Genomic DNA, 17,370 nt, shown 5'->3' with positions numbered 1-17,370 from the left:
GCGGCGATGTCGCGCTCGGGAGCGAACGCGCGGGTGATGAGCAGGTTGTCGTCGGTGTGATCGCCGTTCATGTGGCGGAGGATCGCGGTCTGGACGTCGGGATCGAAAACGTGAGTCACGGAGCATAGCGTAGGGCGGATGCTCGCCGTGCTGTGACCGAGTCGTTACGTGCGTGTGTTTGAATTCAGAGGTCACCGGGGGTGGGAAGCCGAAGAACATGTTGCGCCGCAGGATTCTGGGAGTCACGGCGATGGCCGTCGCCGTCGCCCTGACCGCCTCGGCGTGCTCGGGCGGCGCCACCGTCGAGATCGACGTTCCCGCGCAGGTCGAGGGCGGGTTCACCGACGAGATCCAGCAGGAGCTGCAGGCGGCGGCCGAGCAGGCGATGGCGGCATCGGGTGCGACCGGCGCGATCGTCGGGGTCTGGGCACCGTGGAGCGGCTCGTGGGTGGCGGGCCTCGGAACGACCGGCCCCGACGGGGCCGCGGTGTCCGAGGACATGACCTTCCGCGCCAGTCGGGTGACCCGCGCGATGACGTGCGACGTGCTGTACGTGCTCGATGAGAAGGGCACGGTGTCCCTCGACGACAGCGTCACCGAGTACGTCACCGGCGTGCCCGATCTCGAGGCTGTCACCCTGGAGATGCTGTGCGACGGCACGTCGGGTGTCGGTTCGTACGAGCCGTACCTGAAAGCCGATTGGCTCGAGTTCCCCGGACGCGAGTGGGATCCTGCGTTCCTCGCCAGCTTCGGGCTGTCCGATCGCAGTGATGCCGAGCCCGGCGCGACCTTCCGGGAATCTGATGCCGGCTACGTTCTGCTCGGCCAGGCGCTGGAGAATGCGACGCGCATGTCGGCATCCGATCTCATCGCCGAGTACGTCACCGAGCCGCTCGAGCTGACCTCCACCGAGCTTCCGGGCGCGGCGCCCGCCGAGCCCGGTGCGAACCCGCTGCCCGGATACCAGTCGCTGCGGGGTGAAGAGGGTCTGAACTGCGCCGAACCGACCGACTACACGGAGTCGTCGTCGAGCATCGGGTTCACCGATTCCGGTGTGACCAGCTCGATTCAGGACCTCGGCCGCTACGCGCAGGCGCTCGCGACGGGTGCGCTGCTCCCCGAAGACACGGAGCGCTTCGACGACGCCAAGCCGGCCTACGGTGATGCCCCGTCATGGCAGACGACGGCCGGGGGAGCCCGCATCACCGGCTCGCTCATCGGTCAGTTCGGCACGACCCTCGGCTATTCGACCGCGGCGTTCTCCGATCCCGACACCGGCCTGACCGTCGCCCTCGTGCTGAACAACTCCGCCGGCGGCGTGGCGTTCCCCGCATACCTCGCGTGGGAGCTCGCCGCGATCGCGTCGAAGGCGCCCGCTGCTTCCGGCCAGGAGGCACCGACCGCGGGGCTGCCGTGGACGGCGGAGCAGTTCCACGCGCAGATCGCCGATCGCGCGATCTGTCCGATACCCGACGCCGAAGGCTGACGCCTCGGTGAGCGTGCGCACCGGCAACGCCCCCGCGGTGCTGCTGGTGGTCACCGGCCTCGCCTGTCAGGAGATCGGCGCATCGTTCGCGGTGCTGCTGTTCCCGGAGGTCGGCCCCCTCGGCATGGTGATGCTGCGGCTGGTGTTCTCCGCGCTGCTGCTCTGGATCATCGCCCGGCCGGCCCTGCGCGGACACACGCGCGACGGGTGGGCGGCGGTGGTCGGCTTCGGTGTCGTGCTCGCCGTGATGAACGGGCTGTTCTATCTCGCGCTGGAGCGGCTGCCGCTCGGCGTGACGGTCACGATCGAGGTGCTGGGTCCGCTCACGCTGTCGATCATCGCGAGCCGTCGCGCATCCGCGTGGCTGTGGGCGGCGATCGCCCTCATGGGTGTGGTCGCGCTCGGCGGAGGCGGATGGGAGCGCCTCGATCCGATCGGCGTGCTCTTCGCCCTCGGGGCCGCCGCGAGCTGGGCGTTCTACATCCTCGCCTCGGCGCGCGTCGGGCGGGAATTCCCGAAGCTCGAGGGGCTGACCCTGGCGATGACCGCGGGGGCGGTGATCGCGCTGCCGTTCGGCATCGCATCGGCCGGCGAGGCGCTGCTGCGGCCGGAGCTACTGGGTCTCGGCGCCGCCGTCGCACTGCTGTCGTCGACCATCCCCTACGCCTTCGAGCTCGTGGCGCTGCGCCGTCTGCCCGCGGCGGCGTTCGCGATCCTCATGAGCCTCGCGCCGGCCACCGCGGCGCTCGCCGGGTTCCTCCTCCTCGGGCAGCTTCTGTCCTGGCTCGAGGTCGTCGGGATCGGGCTCGTGATCGTCGCGAGCATCGGTGCGGTGCAGACCGCACCGCGGCCGGAGGCGAACCTGGACGAGGACGCCGCCGCCGGCGAGCCGGCCGCGGAAGGGCCTCATCCTCCCGCCGACCCAGCGCAGGAGCCGTTCACGGAACCGCTCGCCTGAGAATCGCGCCGCACTGATCCGCGTCTCCCGCGGAAGGCGACTCAGGCGTCGAGGGCCGCCTCGATGAGGCGCGCGGTCGCGGCGGCACCGTCGGCGCCCTCGTAGGCCTCGCGCACCTCGTCGGCCGCAAGACGGATGCCCGGGTCGGCGAGCACGTGCCGCACGGCGTCGAGGAAGGCCGGCTTGCCCGCGTCCTTCGGTGACAGGGCGATCGCGTTGCCGCGGGACGCGCACGAGCGCACATGCCACGTCTGCTCGGGCTGCAGGCCCATCCCGACGAAAGGCACACCGGTGGCACAGGCGGTCTGCACCGTGCCCTGGCCACCGTGGATGACGGCCGCGTCGACGAGCCCGCCCAACCGGTGAGCGGGCAGCAGATCGGTGACATGGATGTTCTCGGGCACGGTGTCGTCGGGCCGAAGGTAGTGACGGATGGGCGCGACGACGTTGACGGGGAGGGTGCCGAGCGCGCGGGCGAGGGTGAGCGCGAGGCGCCGGTCGGCCGAGCTGCCGAGCGCCAGGTACACGAGCGGGGTGTCTTCGCGGGCGAGTTCTTCGACCACCGCGGGGATCGGTGCGTTGATGTGCGCGAAGATCGGCCCGACCCGTTCGAACCCGTCGGGCAGGTCGATCCCCTCCAGTTCCCACGGCATCTCGGTCAGGAGGTTCCGGTCGGCGGTCAGCAGCGACCCGACGGTGCGCAGCGGAGGCACGCAGTTGGCCTTCGCGACGCGGGTGAACGCGCGGGGTGCCAGGGGTGCGGACGTGTAGATCCACCGGAACGCCGCTGTCGCGACTCGGTCGGCGACGCGGGCGATCGCGCCCTTCCCGGAGACGAAGCCCATGTGCACGGCCGCCGACACCTGCGCATCGGTGAGGGCGTACGGGACCGTGTAGAACAGCGGGATGCCCTCGGCGCGGGCCGAGATGAAGGAGGTGAGATTCGAACCCGTCACCATCGCCTTCGCCCCGGTCTCGCGCACGAGGTGGCGCTCGATCGTCACGCGAGCGCTGACCAGCTCGGTGGTGAACGGGCTCCGGATCGCCCTCCCCTGGTCGAAGGCGATGGCCTGGTCGTGCTCTTCCCGGGACCACGAGGGACGGCAGGCGCGATAGTCGAACCCCGCGTCACGGATGAGGTCGGCGAAGTCGGGTTCATAGCCCAGGAAGACCGCGTGGTGTCGAGGATCCAGGGCTCGTGCGACCTGAATCATGCGGGTCGTTTCAGCAAGGTTGAACGTGACCGGGCAGAACAGCACCGTCGCCATGCCGCCACTCTAGCGACGGCTCGTGCGTTGCGGGTCCGCCGATGGCGGCCTTGCACGTGGAACGACTACTTGACAGGGCGTTAAGAAACACAGATCTTCTGTAACTTGCGTCTGTCAGGACGCAGGATCTTGCCCTTAGCGTCATAGCATGGCCCCGACACCTGACGCGTCCCTCGCGTCTGCCACAGCGCCGCGTCCGGCATCCGACGCTGCCGTGCGAGCCGTGTTCTTCGTGTCGGACAACACCGGCATCACGGCCGAGACCCTCGGCAGTGCGCTGCTCGCCAACTTCCCGGATGCGCGCTTCGAGCGTCACACGGTTCCCTTCCTCGGCAGCGTCACCGCGGTCGACGCGGTGGTCGGGCACCTGCAGCGCTGCGCGGGAGCCGGCGGTGCCCCGATCGTCTTCGCGACGGTGAAGGATGCCGGCATCCGGTCTCGTCTCGCGGGGGCCGGCGCCGTTGTGATCGACCTGTTGGCGGGGCACCTCACCGAACTCGAGGCCGAGCTGGGCGCCACCGCCGAGACGCGCTCCGGGCAGTACCACGGTCTCGGGGACCTCGAGCAGTACTTCCGCCGCATGCGGGCCGTTGAGTACGCCATCGAACACGACGACGGCCAGAGTGGGCGCGACCTGGCGAGCGCCGATGTGATCATCGTCGCGCCCTCGCGGTGCGGGAAAACCCCGACGACGATGTATCTGGCCCTGCACTACGGGCTCCTGGTGGCGAACTATCCGCTCACTGACGACGACTTCCCGACCGACGGGCTGCCGCGCATCGTCGCCCCGCACGCAGACCGCTGCTTCGGGCTGACGACCACTCCGCTCCGCCTCAGCCAGGTGCGCCACGAGCGCCGCCCGCACTCCACCTACGCGAGCCTCGCCCAGTGCACGCTCGAGCTCCGCCGGGCCGAAGACCTCTATCGCCGCACGCACCTTCCGTTCCTCAGCTCCGCGACCCGCAGCGTCGAGGAGATGTCCGCCGTGATCCTGCAGTCCATGAACCTGCGCGACCGACCCCACGAAAGGCCCAGCCCATGACCAATATCCTGCGTTTCGACGAGATCGGCATGAACGACCTCGCCCAGGTGGGCGGCAAGAATGCGTCGCTCGGCGAGATGGTGTCTCACCTGGCATCCGCGGGCATCCGGGTTCCCCCGGGCTTCGCCACGACCGCCGACGCCTTCGAGCGGTTTCTGGCCGAGGGCGAGCTCGACGCTCGCATCCGCGCCGCCGTCGAGGGCATCGACGTCGACGACGTCGCGGCGCTCACCCACCTGGGCGCGCGAGTTCGTGCCTGGATAGAGGAGCAGCCCTTCCCCGCCGACCTCGAAGCCGACATCCGCTCGGCCTACGCGGCCCTCGTCGCGGGTGAATCCGACCCCACGGCGGTCACGTGGGCCGTGCGTTCCAGCGCCACCGCCGAAGACCTGCCCGACGCCTCGTTCGCCGGTCAGCAGGAGACGTTCCTCAACATCGGCGGCATCGAGAACATCCTGAGCGCGATCCGTCGTGTGTTCGCCTCGCTCTACAACGACCGAGCGATCGCCTACCGCGTGCACCACGGCTTCGACCATCACGACGTCGCCCTCTCGGCCGGGGTGCAGCGCATGGCGCGCTCCGACATCGGTGCCTCGGGCGTGATGTTCACCCTCGACACCGAGTCGGGCTTCGATGACGCGGTGTTCGTCACGAGCTCCTACGGTCTCGGCGAAGCGGTCGTGCAGGGCGCCGTCAATCCCGATGAGTTCTACGTCTACAAGCCCGGCCTGCGCGCTGGCCGTCCCGCGATCCTCAAGCGCAGCGTCGGCGAGAAGGCGATCGCCATGCGCTACGCGGACGGGCAGCACGTCGACGGCAGCACGGCTTTCGTCGAGGTGGATGCCGCCGACCGCTCGCGTTTCTCGATCACCGATGTGGAGGTGCAGGAGCTCGGCCGCATCGCCCTCGTCATCGAGGCCCATTACGGCCGCCCCATGGACATCGAGTGGGGCAAAGACGGCAACGACGGGCAGATCTACGTGCTGCAGGCGCGCCCCGAGACCGTCGTGTCGCGGAAGTCCGCGAACGTGCTGAGCCGCTTCGTGCTCGCCGAGCGAAGTGCGGTGCTCGTCGAGGGGCGCGCGATCGGGCAGCGTATCGGCTCCGGCCGCGTGCGGGTGCTCACCTCGATCGATCAGATGCACGACTTCGCCCACGGCGACGTGCTGGTGGCCGACATGACCGATCCCGACTGGGAGCCGATCATGAAGCGCGCCTCGGCGATCATCACCGACCGCGGCGGACGCACCTGCCATGCCGCGATCATCGCCCGCGAGCTCGGCATCCCCGCCGTCGTCGGCACCGGCGTGGCCACCCACGCCTTGAAAGACGGTCAGGAGGTGACCGTCTCGTGCGCCGAGGGTGACGACGGTCTCGTGTACGACGGGCTCCTGCAGTTCGCCGAGGAGCAGACCGAGCTCGATCGGATGCCGGAGGCCCCCGTCAAGGTGATGATGAACGTCGGCACCCCCGACCAGGCGTTCGCCTTCTCGCGTCTGCCGCACGCGGGGGTGGGTCTGGCGCGGCTGGAGTTCATCATCAACCGTCAGATCGGCATCCACCCCCGTGCCCTGCTGGAACTCGACCGGCTCGACGGTGCGCTCGCCGAGGACATCCGCGAGCGCACGGCCGCGTATCCGTCGGCCGAGGAGTACTTCATCCAGCGCGTGGCCGAGGGGGTGTCCATGATCGCCGCTGCCTTCGCACCGGAGCCGGTGATCGTGCGCCTGTCGGACTTCAAGTCGAACGAGTACGCCAACCTCATCGGCGGGTCGCTCTACGAGCCCGACGAGGAGAATCCGATGCTCGGCTACCGCGGCGCCGCCCGCTATGTCTCCCCGGATTTCCGTGCGTGCTTCGACATGGAGTGCGAGGCCCTGCGCCGGGTGCGCGACGACATGGGACTGACCAACGTGCAGATCATGGTGCCGTTCGTGCGGACGGTGGGCGAGGCGAAGGCCGTCGTCGACCTGCTCGCGCAGAACGACCTGCGCCGCGGCGAGAACGGGCTTCGCGTCGTCATGATGTGCGAACTGCCCGCCAACGCCGTGCTCACAGAGCAGTTCCTCGAGCACTTCGACGGGTTCTCGATCGGCTCCAACGACATGACACAGCTGACCCTGGGGCTGGACCGCGACTCGTCGCTCATGGCATCAGCCTTCGACGAGCGCGATCCCGCCGTGCTGCACCTGCTCGGCATGGCCATCGACGCGTGTCGGCGACAGGGCAAGTACGTCGGCATCTGCGGACAGGGGCCGAGCGATCACCCGGACTTCGCGCAGTGGCTCGTCGCCCGCGGCATCCAGTCGCTCTCGCTCAACCCCGACACGGTCGTCGAGACCTGGCTCGCGCTCGCGGCGAACGAGAGCCTCGGGGTCGAAGCGCCTGCGCTGGCCTACGAGCACCAGTCGTAGCCCCGGCGCCGAGCGCGCTGCGCATTTCCGTAGCTCGTAGCTGTGTATGAAGGTGTTATCCACAGAAGTCCCTCCGCCACGTAGCAGTGTCGGAGGTATGTCCTACGCTCTAAGTAGTCGGAGATCGAGCGGGGGCTGTGATGGCGATCGACCAGCAGGGTGGGGCGGACCGGGTTCGCACGCGTGAGCTGGTTGCTGAGATCGCGGCGTTCGATGCGGCGGAGGCTCGGATTCAGGCGGAGCGTGAGCGGTTGTATGCCGACGCGTATGCCCTCGCCCAGGAGCAGACGGCGCGGTTGCGGGATGCGTCGACGCGGGAGCGGGAGGTGCCGTTGCGGGCGATGGCCGCCGAACTCGCGGTGGCGAAGCGGGTCAGTGACCGCACGATGCAGACCCGCCTGTTCGAAGCGCACCGCACCGTGACGCAGTTCCCCGCGGCGTGGGAGTCGTGGCAGGCGGGCCGGGTGTCCCGAGCCCACGTGAAGGTGATCGTCGACACCGGTGCGGAGCTTGCCGACCCGGGCGCTCGGGAGTCGTATGAGCGGGATGTGCTCGACTATGCCGAGACGACCTCCCCGGCGAGGGTGCGGTCGTATGCGGAGCAGGTCGCGGAGAACCTCAACCCGAAGAGCATGCAGGAACGTCACGACGACGCCGTGCTCGATCGACGCATCTGGGTGGAGGACCTCCGGGATGGGATGTCGATGCTCGGCACGATCGGACCATCCGTGGAGGTCCACGGGGTCTATGACCGGCTCACCCGGCAGGGGAAGACGATCAAAGCCGCCGACCGTGCCGCACGCCGCAACACCACCGAGACGCGGACGGGCGACGGTGCGCCGTCAGAGGTAGGCGGTGCCTACGTGGGGACGGGTGGCACCGAGGTGGCGCCGGGTGTGTGGTTCGATGAGCGCACGCTGGACCAGATCCGCACCGACCTGTTGCTGGACATGATGCTCACCGCCTCCCCCTCCGTCGACCCGACCGGGGTCGAGGGTGGGTTGGGTGCGATCCGTGGGCACGTGCAGGTGACCGTCCCGGCCACCACACTCGCGGGAACCACCCTGGGTGGGGCGCAGCTGAACGGGAAGTGCGCGGTGGATCCGGAGACGGCGAAGATCCTCGCCGGGAACGCCCCCGGGTTCGACCGGGTCTTCCTCGACCCCATCACCGGTGTCGTCCTTGCCGTGGATCGGCGGTTCGCGACGCCGGCGCAGAAGCGGTATCTGGTGGCGCGGGATATCCGGTGCCGGTTCCCCGGATGCCGCAGACCGGCCACCGAATGCGACATCGACCACCGCGAAGACTGGGCACTCGGCGGCAAAACTGACATCGAGAATATGGGCGCGTTCTGCGAAAGCCACCACGCGCTGAAACAAGCAGCCGGATGGACCGTCGTCCAAATGCCCGGCGGGAGACTCCACTTCACCGCACCATCAGGCCTGGAATACGACGACGACCCACCACCACGGGTCATGTTCATGCCCGACCTGGACAGCAAACCCGGAGACGCGGATCCACCCGAGCCAGAAGTCTGCCCAGCGCCTTTCTAGACAACCCGCTGTGCCTTGGGCGGATCAGGACGCCCGCAGGCGGATCGATGCTGACGGCATCCGCACGAAAGCCCTCCCGCACCACCGTCGGTGGCACGTGAGGGCTGTGGAGGGGATGACGGGAATCGAACCCGCGCTGTCTGCTTGGGAAGCAGAAGTTCTACCATTGAACTACATCCCCGAGAGCGGAAAACCGCAGCATCCGACAGCATAACAAGGTCGGCGTCGAACGCTCGCACGCGGATCGCTAGGCTGATGCCGTGCTGCTCTCCGATCGCGATATCCGCGCAGAAGTCCACGCCGAACGCATCGGAATCGCCCCCTGGGATGCGCGGATGGTGCAGCCCTCCAGCGTCGACGTTCGCCTGGACCGGTACTTCCGGCTGTTCGACAACCATAAATACCCGTTCATCGATCCCGCCGAAGACCAGCCCGACCTCACGCACCTGATCGAGGTCGCGCCGGACGAGCCGTTCATCCTGCATCCGGGAGAGTTCGCGCTCGGGTCGACGTTCGAGCAGGTCAGCCTGCCCGACGATGTCGCAGCTCGCCTGGAGGGCAAGTCTTCGCTCGGCCGCCTGGGACTCCTCACCCACTCGACGGCTGGATTCATCGACCCGGGATTCTCGGGCCACGTGACCCTCGAACTGTCCAACGTCGCGACCCTGCCGATCAAGCTGTGGCCGGGCATGAAGATCGGGCAGCTGTGCTTCTTCCGGCTCTCGTCGCCGACCGAGAACCCCTACGGCTCCGGCCCCTACGCCAACCGCTACCAGGGGCAGCGCGGACCGACCGCCTCGCGCTCGTTCCAGAACTTCCACCGCTCCGACGTCGGCGTCACCGATGCGGGCTCGGCGGGGCGCTGAGAATCCGCTTCGCTGCACCCCTTCCCCTTGGGATGAGAATCCTCTAACCTGAGTCGCGTCGGCAGTCGGAGGCAACGGAGTCGTCGCCTTCACGAACACCGACACCCGGGGTTTACCCCGCGGTCGCTGCGTCGTCGGGGGGCACAGCGGCGACCGCGGGACGCCCCGTCAACGGGCCGCCCGAGTCGATCGCCTCGACGTCGTACAGCACGGTCGTGTCGGGGAACACCGCCGGATGCGTGAGGCCGACCCGCTCGAGGGTCCCGCCGGTGAAGACGGCACCCACGCTCGCAGCGACATCGTCAGCGGTGACCGCGGAGTGCGCGGCCATGTCACCCGCGCCGCCACCCCACCACGGTGGCGGCAGCATCCCACCGAGACTTCCCGCCGGCAGTACCGGTCGCACCCGGTAACGACGATCCGGATCGAGCCCGCGCAGGCGCACGCGCCCGTACATGCTCGTCATCGACCGCTCGACCGAGGTGATCGCGAACAGCGCGCGGGAACGGTCCGCGTCGACCACGCCGTGACCGAACAGGGTCTCGTCACCCGTGTCGAGACGGACGATCGTGCCGGTGTGCAGCAGGTCACGCCACTGCTTGTAGAACGCCACCCAGGCTGTGAGCTGCGCGAACTCCGCCGCCGCGGCGTCGCGCAGATCCCACTCGATGCCCAGGTGACCGAACAGCGCGGTCGACGCGCGGTACTCCAGCGAGTGGCCCCGTCCGGTCGTATGCGAGATGCCCGACGCGATGTGCGCGCCCATCAGCTCCGGCGGCAGCAGCTGCTGGGTCCAGCGGTGCATGAGCTGGCGCTCGTGCGGGTCGATGCAGTCCGATGTCCACACGCGGTCGGTGCGCTCGATCACCTCGAGATCGATGCGCCCGCCACCCGAGGAGCACGACTCGATCTCGAGGCCCGGGAAGGTCGCCTTCAACTCGTCGACGAGCCGGTAGAAGGCGAGCGTCTGGGCGTGCACGACCGGTCGGCCGTCGGTGCGGTCGGCCGCTTCGACGAGGTCGCGGTTGTGGTCCCACTTGATGTACGAGATGTCGTACTCGCGCAGAATCGCGACCATCGCATACCGGATGTGGTCGTAGCAGGCCGGGATCGCCAGGTTCAGCACCTGCTGGTGGCGGCTCGGAACCGGCAGCCGGTCGGGATCGGCGCTCATGATCCATTCCGGATGCGCCCGGGCGACGTCGGAGTCGAGGTTCACCATCTCGGGCTCGAACCACAGTCCGAACTGCATGCCGAGTCCGGTCACGTGGTCGACCAGGGGCCCGAGCCCGTCGGGCCAGACATCCGCAGACACCTGCCAGTCGCCGAGACCGGAGGTGTCGTCGCGGCGGGATCCGAACCAGCCGTCGTCGAGCACGTAGCGCTCCACCCCGATCTCCGCTGCCCGGTCGGCGAGATCGATGAGACCCGGCAGGGAGTGGTCGAAGTAGACCGCCTCCCACACGTTGAGGGTGACCGGGCGCGGCGACGACGGATGCTGCGGACGAGACCGCAGATGCCGATGGAAACGCGCCGCGAGTTCGTCGAGCCCGTCGCCGTAGGAGCCATAGAGCCACGGCGACGTGTAAGAGGCGCCCGCGTCGAGGACGATCTCGCCGGGCAGCAGCAGTTCGCCGCCCCCGAGCATCTGCTCGCCGCTGAAGAGCCGCTCGGCGTAGTGCACGTGGTTGCCGCTCCACGCCGCGTGCACCGCCCACACCTCTCCCGACGCGAAGTCGAACCCGGGAACCCCGGCGTGCAGCAGATAAGCCGAATCGGCGCCGGTGCGCCCTCGGCGGTTCTCGCGCAGGTGGATGCCGACGCCGAGGTCCGTGCGCTGCGGCGTGCGCTCACGCGCCCAGCGGCCGGCGAAGTCGAGCACCTCGCCGGCGATGGGCGGGATCGGCAGGGCGGGCGTGAGCGCATCGAGCGCGTAGCCGTCGGCGCCGAGGTTGGTCAGCTCCGCGCGTGTGCGCACGAGTCCGCTGGGCAGCAGTTCAACGCGGAGCGTCAGCGCGAGGCCGGCTCGGGCGTCTTCGGCGCGCACGACGAGCTCCCCCGGCCCGGACTCGGTGTAGCCGTCACCCACCGCGACGCCTCCGAGCGTGCGCTCGGTCACCCGGAATCGCGGCGACCACGCCGTGCCGCCGCGCGAACCGGACACGCCGGGACGGCCGGGCCATCCGCTCGACCCTTCGGGAAGGATCGCGACGCGCACCGGCTCGTCCACCTGGTTGAGGCCGACGGGGTTCACGCCGGCGTCGATGAGCGCGAACGCCTCCGGCTCGTTCAGCTGTCCGGGGTCGGCGCCCCAGTGCGCGATCGCCGGGAGCAGGTCGCCGGAGAGGTCGAGCACGAGGGCGACGCCGGCGGCGCGCAGCGACACGGTGCGGCGCGCGGAGGCGGGGGAGGAGGAGGTCACGGAGGCCTTTCGCGTCAGGAATCGGTCGGTGCTGCGATCGGGGGTGTGAGGGGGCATCCGCACGATTCCCGCACGACGAGGTCGACGGGAAACGCGTGATGGCGCGGGTCGGGGTCAGGATGCGCGACCAGCGCGAGCGCGAGATCGGCCATCTCGCGCACGGGCTGACGTGCTGAGGTGAGCGCCGGCCACGTGAAGTCGCCGGCGCCCGTGCCGTCGAAGCTCACGACCGGACACGCGCGCGGGATGTCGATGCCGGCCTCGAGGAGGGCGCGGAGCACGCCGATCGCCTGCGCATCGGAGCCGACGAAGAGCGCGTCGGGCAGTGCTCCGGTGTCGAGGAGGCGTCGAGCAGCACGGTATCCGCCCGCGTTGCTCCAGTCGTCGACCGCGAGGGCACCCCGCGCGACGCCGCGCGCGTCGGTCTCGCTGCGCCATCCGGCGAGGCGCGGATCGGGGCTGGCGAGGCCGTCGGGGCCGATGATCATGCCGATGCGCCGGCGGCCGTGCACCTCTGCGAGATGGGCGACGGCGGCGCGGGCGCCGGAGGCGGCATCCGGACCGATCGTGTGATGACCGGCGACCGGACCGGCGCAGTCGAGCAGCACGGTGGTGGGATCCCGCGGGGCGGCAACGGCGGGTTCGGTGGTGGGAGGCCCCGAGCTCGCGAGCAGCAGGGCGTCGACCTGACGGTCGGACAACTCCGAGAGCAGGCGGCGTTCGGCGTCGCGATCGCCATGCGACTCGGCGGTGAGCACGCCGAATCCGCGTTCGCGGGCGGCGCGGTCGATCTCACCGGCCAATTCGGCGAAGTAGGGGTTGAGCGTGTCCTGCAGCACGACGCCGATGGTGCGGGTCGTGCCGAGATTGAGGGTGCGTGCCGCGTGGTTCGGGCGGTAGCCCAGGTCATCCATCGCCGCGCGCACGCGGGCCGCCGTCTCGGGCGCAACGGGACGCGGGCCGCCGTTCATGACGTAGCTCACAACGGCCGTACTCACGCCCGCCGCACGCGCGACGTCGGCCCGGGTCACCCGGCGGCTGCGCGCCTCATCCCGCCCCATCCGTCGCTCTCCCTCGCCCTGAATCCCTCGGCAAACGTGAGTCTACCCGGGTAGATCGGCGCGGGAGGCGCCTCGCGCCCCACCGATGTCGGAGATTCAGTTCGATGTCGGACGATTTCGGGCGAATCCTCCGACATTGGCGCGATTCTCCGACATCGGCGGGGTCGGCGGGGTCGGCGGGGAGGGTTTGAAACAGGCGCCCGGGATGCGGTCAGACAGTGGGGCCGGCGGCCGGGATGCCGTCAGGCGGTGGGGTGGATGCGGCGGGCCGGCGGCCGGGTGACGTCAGGCGGTGGGGGCGCGGTCCGGGCGGGGGCCGTAGCCGGGGTGGCGCGGACCGAAGCCGTGGTGGCGGTTGCCGCCCCAGCCGTCACGGAATCCGCGGCCGCGACCGTGCCCGTCGCCGTGCCCGCGGCCGAAGCCGTGCCCGCGACCGAAGCGGGCTCGCCCGAAGTCGAACGCGTCGTCGTCGGCGCCGCCGAGCGAGCGGGTGAGGGCCTCGAGGCTGCGCACCGTCGTGTCGTAGTCCTGCTCGCCGACGGTCTCGACCAGGCGCGAACGCACCCCGTCGATGATGCCCGCCAGACGCTGCTTCGCCTCGCGACCGGCGTCGGTGAGCGACAGGCTGCCGTCTCCGGCCTCCTCCACCCAGCCGCGGTCGGCGAGGTAGCGCAGGTGGCGTCCGCGTCCGCGGCCAGGACCGCGTCCGCGGCCAAGGTCACGGTCCGGGCGCGAGGGCCAGGGGGCATCGACGGATCCGTCGATGACGTTCAGCAGCATCCAGTCGCGTCGTGTGACGCCTTCAGCCGCAAGGCGTCCGTCGATCTCGCGCGAGAGTGAAGCATCCAGTGCGCGCAGCCAGAAGCCGAGCGGGCGGGGTGCGGGTGTTTCGGGGGTATTCATGGAAGTTCTCCTCAGATATATGTCATGTAACAACTGCATGCATAGTGACATGTTTGTGCAGAACATGTCAAGCGACATGTAAATTCGAACCATGACCGATCCTCGGGCCGACGACCCCGCCGCCTCGATCGCCGCCGCGCTCGCTCGCCTGCGGGGGCGGCGCTTCTCCCGACCGCCGTGGGAGGGCGGTCGCCATCCTCACGGCAGGCACGGCACGCCCGGGTCGCACGGCAAGCACGGTGCGCACGGCAAGCCGGGCGTCGGCGAGCGGGGGCGCCCGGAGTGGCCGGGTTCGCACCCGCTCGCCGGCCCCGGTCGATTCGGCGGTCCGGCGCGGGTGCGAATGCTCGACGTGCTCGCGAGCTCGCCGGAACCGCTGGGCGTGAGCGAGCTCGCCGAGAGGATCGGTGTCGACCAGCCCCGTGCTTCGCGACTGGTGCAGCAGGGGGTGCAGGAGGGGATGGTGCGCCGTGAGGCGCATCCCGACGACGCGCGTCGCACGCGCATCGCCCTGACCGAGGAGGGCGCGGCGATCGCGCGGAGCTTCCGGGGCGAGCGGACGGATGCGGTGCGCACCGCCCTGGCGGGCTTCAGCGACGCCGAGCGCGTGGAACTCGCGCGCCTGCTCGGCAAGCTCGCCGACGCGTGGCCCGGGCCGGCGCCCGGCGAGAACCCTCGAGCATAGCCGCCGGCCGCGGCACACCACCATGACCTTCGGTCCTCCGGCGGGCGTCGATACCGTGGAGCGGTGAGCGAGAACCAGACGCGCGCCGACACGGCGCCTGACGACCCCGCGCCCGACGACCCGACCTCCTCTCCGACCGAAGAGACCGAAAACCTCCTCGACGTGAAGCCCGCCGAGGCGGATGTGACCAGCACCCTCGCCGCCGGGAAGGGAGTGCAGCCGTGGGTCTTCTGGCCCGCCGCAGGCGTCGTGATCGCCTTCAGCGCCTTCGCGATCATCGCCCCCGGCGCGGCCGAAGAGCTCTTCCTGGGCCTGCAGAACTCCATCGTCAACGGCTTCAGCTGGTACTACGTGCTGATCGCCGCGATCTTCGTGGCCATCGCCGTGGTCTTCGGGTTCTCCCGCTTCGGCGACATCAAGCTCGGCCGCGACAACGACGAGCCCGAGTTCTCCCTCGGCGCCTGGTTCTCCCTGCTGTTCGCCGCGGGCATGGGCATCGGCCTGGTCTTCTACGGCGTCAGCGAGCCGCTCAGCCATTTCGTCTCGCCGCGACCCGGCGTGACCGGCGAGCCGCCGCAGCTCGCGCAGGCGGCGCTCACCCAGACATACCTCCACTGGGGGGTCACGGCCTGGTCGATCTACGTCATCGTCGGGCTCAGCCTCGCCTACGCCATCCACCGGCGCGGCCGGCCGATCTCGATCCGCTGGACACTCGAACCCGTCCTCGGCCGCAAGCGCGTCGAAGGACCCTGGGGTCATGCGATCGACGTCGTCGCGCTCGCCGGAACGCTCTTCGGCGTGGCGACCTCGCTCGGCCTCGGCGTGCTGCAGATCAGCGCGGGTCTCGACGCCGCCGGCATCGCCGAGCCCTCCGCGGGCCTGCAGGTGATCATCATCGGCGTCATCACGGTGTGCGTGCTCGCGTCGGTCCTGTCCGGCGTCACCCGCGGCATGAAGTGGCTGTCCTCGACGAACCTGATCCTCGCCGGGCTGTTGCTGCTCTACATCCTGATCTTCGGGCAGACGGAGTACCTGCTGCGCGAGTGGGTGCAGTCGATCGGCTCCTACATCCAGAACTTCGTCGGCCTCTCCTTCACGGTGAGTGCCTTCCAGGGCACGGCCGGTGAGGACTGGCAGTCGTCGTGGACCTCGTTCTACTGGGGCTGGTGGATCTCGTGGGCGCCCTTCGTCGGCATCTTCATCGCCCGCATCTCCCGCGGGCGCACCGTGCGTCAGTTCGTGCTCGGCGTGATCGGCGTGCCGACCCTGCTCGGCATCCTGTGGTTCGCGGTGCTGGGCGGATCGGCCCTCTACCTCGAGCTCGACCAGCCGGGATCGATGACGACGGCCGACGGCTCGGTGAACATCGAGGGGGCGATCTTCCAGCTCCTGGACTACTTCCCGGGAACGACGCTGCTCACGATCGGCGTGATGGTGCTCGTGGCCGTGTTCTTCATCACGTCGTCCGATTCCGGGGCGCTCGTGATGGGGATGATCGCCACCGGCGGCAATCAGGAGCCGGCGAAGTGGATCCGCACCTTCTTCACGCTCGTGACCGCGCTGCTCGCGATCGCGCTGCTGCTCACCGGCGGACTCACCGCCCTGCAGACGGCGGCGATCACGATCGCCCTGCCGTTCAGTGTCGTGATGCTGCTGATCTGCTGGTCGACCATCGTGGCGTTCCAACGCGAACGCCGCGCCTACGACCACGCGCAGCGCGCCGCCTTCGTCGAGCGCATCGGCGACTACTACGGCCTCGAGGTCGAGGAGCCCGACCAGCGCGGCGTGCGGTGGCCGCGCCTGCCGAAGTGGATGCATCGGCGCTCCGACAGCGGTGACGGTAACGGCGCGGGCACCGGCCGTGGCTCGGGAGCCTCGCCGGCGGAGCGCGTCGATCCGTCGGTCACCCAGATCGAGGCGTCTCGCAAGGACGTCGGAGCGTATCCGCCCGAGTGATCGAGGAGCAGGCCGTCGTCAGTCGATGACGGCCTGCTTCGCCTTCACCGGGATCATGAGGGCGAGTCCGGCGAGCAGCACGATGGTGATGCCGAGGATGCCCAGTCGGGTGTCGCCCGAGATCGCGACGAAGAGGGCGAACAGGCCCGGCGCCATGAACGACACGGCGCGGCCGGTGGTGGCGTAGAGGCCGAAGATCTCGCCCTCGCGCCCCGGCGGCGTGATGCGGGCGAGGAACGACCGGCTCGCCGACTGCACCGGCCCGACGAAGGCGGTGAGGATGAGGCCGGCGATCCAGAAGCCGATCTGCGCGGTGCCGATGAAGAGCACCACCGTCCCCGTCGCGACGAGGCCGATGAGCGAGGCCATGATGACGTTCTTCGGTCCGAAGCGGTCGTCGAGGCGCCCGGCGAGGATCGTGGATGCGCCGGCGACGACGTTGGCGGCCACGGCGAAGTAGAGCACCTCGCTGGAGGAGAACCGGAACACCTGGGCGGCGATGATCGCGCCGAAGGTGAAGACGCCCGCGAGACCGTCGCGGAACACGGCGCTGGCCAGCAGGAACATCAGCACCTGCCGGTTGCCGTGCCAGAGCTTGGTGAGGGTGCCCCAGAGCACCGCGTAGGAGCGGAAGAAGCCCACGCGCACCCGCCGCTCGGCCGCCGGGATCTCGGGAACGCGCAGCAGCACGGGGATCGCGAAGATGCCGAACCACACCGCCGAGGCGACGATCGCGACGCGGATGTTGAGCCCGTC

14 protein-coding genes and 1 tRNA gene are annotated in these 17,370 nt (G+C 69.7%); 8 read left to right on the top strand and 7 right to left on the bottom strand.

Annotated features, from left to right (window positions below; genetic code table 11):
- Positions 1-119 (bottom strand): DUF2470 domain-containing protein (locus tag B4E30_RS10350; protein ID WP_286795242.1); only part of this gene is annotated, 119 nt, incomplete at its 3' end.
- Between the two features lie 98 nt (positions 120-217).
- On the opposite strand from B4E30_RS10350, the gene B4E30_RS10345 reads away from it, so the two are divergent.
- Together B4E30_RS10345 and B4E30_RS10340 are read left to right on the top strand one after the other, a co-directional pair.
- Positions 218-1,486 (top strand): serine hydrolase domain-containing protein, encoded by a 1,269-nt coding sequence (locus tag B4E30_RS10345; protein WP_286795233.1) that lies wholly within the window; start codon positions 218-220, stop codon positions 1,484-1,486.
- Positions 1,487-1,493: 7 nt separating this feature from the next.
- The gene (locus B4E30_RS10340) at positions 1,494-2,444 is read left to right on the top strand and encodes an EamA family transporter (protein WP_286795231.1); all 951 of its coding nucleotides are present in this window, start codon (positions 1,494-1,496) and stop codon (positions 2,442-2,444) included.
- 41 nt (positions 2,445-2,485) lie between these two features.
- Here the strand turns inward: B4E30_RS10340 and B4E30_RS10335 are convergent, their stop codons facing one another.
- Positions 2,486-3,712 (bottom strand): glycosyltransferase, encoded by a 1,227-nt coding sequence (locus B4E30_RS10335; protein ID WP_286795230.1) that lies wholly within the window; start codon positions 3,710-3,712, stop codon positions 2,486-2,488.
- Between the two features lie 148 nt (positions 3,713-3,860).
- Between B4E30_RS10335 and B4E30_RS10330 the strand changes: the two genes are divergently transcribed.
- The 3 genes from B4E30_RS10330 (at position 3,861) to B4E30_RS10320 (ending at position 8,721) form a co-directional block, all read left to right on the top strand.
- On the top strand, positions 3,861-4,754 hold the full coding sequence (locus B4E30_RS10330; RefSeq protein WP_286795228.1) for a pyruvate, water dikinase regulatory protein: 894 nt from the start codon (positions 3,861-3,863) through the stop codon (positions 4,752-4,754).
- A complete protein-coding gene (gene ppsA, locus B4E30_RS10325) occupies positions 4,751-7,168 on the top strand; it encodes a phosphoenolpyruvate synthase (protein ID WP_286795226.1) in 2,418 nt (805 codons plus the stop codon). Before B4E30_RS10330 ends, ppsA begins: the two co-directional genes overlap by 4 nt.
- Before the next feature lie 140 nt (positions 7,169-7,308).
- Complete coding sequence (locus tag B4E30_RS10320) at positions 7,309-8,721, top strand: HNH endonuclease signature motif containing protein (protein ID WP_286795239.1); 1,413 nt, start codon at positions 7,309-7,311, stop codon at positions 8,719-8,721.
- 107 nt (positions 8,722-8,828) lie between these two features.
- Here the strand turns inward: B4E30_RS10320 and B4E30_RS10315 are convergent.
- Positions 8,829-8,902 (bottom strand) — tRNA-Gly (locus B4E30_RS10315).
- Between the two features lie 79 nt (positions 8,903-8,981).
- Between B4E30_RS10315 and dcd the strand changes: the two genes are divergently transcribed.
- A complete protein-coding gene (dcd, locus tag B4E30_RS10310; protein WP_286795225.1) occupies positions 8,982-9,587 on the top strand; it encodes a dCTP deaminase in 606 nt (201 codons plus the stop codon).
- A 112-nt stretch (positions 9,588-9,699) separates the two neighbouring features.
- Here the strand turns inward: dcd and B4E30_RS10305 are convergent, their stop codons facing one another.
- The 3 genes from B4E30_RS10305 to B4E30_RS10295 form a co-directional block, all read right to left on the bottom strand.
- Positions 9,700-12,066: an alpha-galactosidase gene (locus B4E30_RS10305; RefSeq protein ID WP_286795224.1), complete on the bottom strand. Its 2,367-nt coding sequence runs from the start codon at positions 12,064-12,066 to the stop codon at positions 9,700-9,702.
- Entirely contained in the window at positions 12,024-13,070 is a 1,047-nt protein-coding gene (locus B4E30_RS10300) for a LacI family DNA-binding transcriptional regulator (RefSeq protein ID WP_286795222.1), read from the bottom strand. Before B4E30_RS10300 ends, B4E30_RS10305 begins: the two co-directional genes overlap by 43 nt.
- Before the next feature lie 285 nt (positions 13,071-13,355).
- A complete protein-coding gene (locus B4E30_RS10295) occupies positions 13,356-13,973 on the bottom strand; it encodes a MarR family winged helix-turn-helix transcriptional regulator (protein ID WP_286795221.1) in 618 nt (205 codons plus the stop codon).
- Between the two features lie 91 nt (positions 13,974-14,064).
- On the opposite strand from B4E30_RS10295, the gene B4E30_RS10290 reads away from it, so the two are divergent.
- Positions 14,065-14,658 (top strand): MarR family winged helix-turn-helix transcriptional regulator, encoded by a 594-nt coding sequence (locus B4E30_RS10290; RefSeq protein ID WP_286795219.1) that lies wholly within the window; start codon positions 14,065-14,067, stop codon positions 14,656-14,658.
- Positions 14,659-14,841: 183 nt separating this feature from the next.
- Positions 14,842-16,614: a BCCT family transporter gene (locus B4E30_RS10285; protein ID WP_286795237.1), complete on the top strand. Its 1,773-nt coding sequence runs from the start codon at positions 14,842-14,844 to the stop codon at positions 16,612-16,614.
- A gap of 18 nt (positions 16,615-16,632) precedes the next feature.
- Here B4E30_RS10285 and B4E30_RS10280 read toward each other — a convergent pair.
- On the bottom strand, positions 16,633-17,370 hold a 738-nt coding region (locus tag B4E30_RS10280; RefSeq protein WP_286795218.1), incomplete at its 5' end, for an MFS transporter.

It is taken from the genome of Microbacterium sp. UBA3394 (genome assembly GCF_002358725.1).
In the GTDB taxonomy this organism is placed as follows: Bacteria; Actinomycetota; Actinomycetes; order Actinomycetales; family Microbacteriaceae; genus Microbacterium; species Microbacterium luteum.
Note: the sequence above shows the minus strand (reverse complement) of the source record. Positions and strands in the feature narration are given on the sequence as shown.

What these genes read in the sequence shown, in the direction of transcription:
- B4E30_RS10345 (WP_286795233.1), top strand. Translation starts at nt 218, where the DNA reads ATGTTGCGCCGCAGGATTCTGGGAGTCACGGCGATGGCCGTCGCCGTC.
- B4E30_RS10335 (WP_286795230.1), bottom strand. Translation starts at nt 3,712, where the DNA reads ATGGCGACGGTGCTGTTCTGCCCGGTCACGTTCAACCTTGCTGAAACG.
- B4E30_RS10330 (WP_286795228.1), top strand. Translation starts at nt 3,861, where the DNA reads ATGGCCCCGACACCTGACGCGTCCCTCGCGTCTGCCACAGCGCCGCGT.
- ppsA (WP_286795226.1), top strand. Translation starts at nt 4,751, where the DNA reads ATGACCAATATCCTGCGTTTCGACGAGATCGGCATGAACGACCTCGCC.
- B4E30_RS10320 (WP_286795239.1), top strand. Translation starts at nt 7,309, where the DNA reads ATGGCGATCGACCAGCAGGGTGGGGCGGACCGGGTTCGCACGCGTGAG.
- B4E30_RS10305 (WP_286795224.1), bottom strand. Translation starts at nt 12,066, where the DNA reads ATGCCCCCTCACACCCCCGATCGCAGCACCGACCGATTCCTGACGCGA.
- B4E30_RS10300 (WP_286795222.1), bottom strand. Translation starts at nt 13,070, where the DNA reads ATGGGGCGGGATGAGGCGCGCAGCCGCCGGGTGACCCGGGCCGACGTC.
- B4E30_RS10295 (WP_286795221.1), bottom strand. Translation starts at nt 13,973, where the DNA reads ATGAATACCCCCGAAACACCCGCACCCCGCCCGCTCGGCTTCTGGCTG.
- B4E30_RS10290 (WP_286795219.1), top strand. Translation starts at nt 14,065, where the DNA reads ATGACCGATCCTCGGGCCGACGACCCCGCCGCCTCGATCGCCGCCGCG.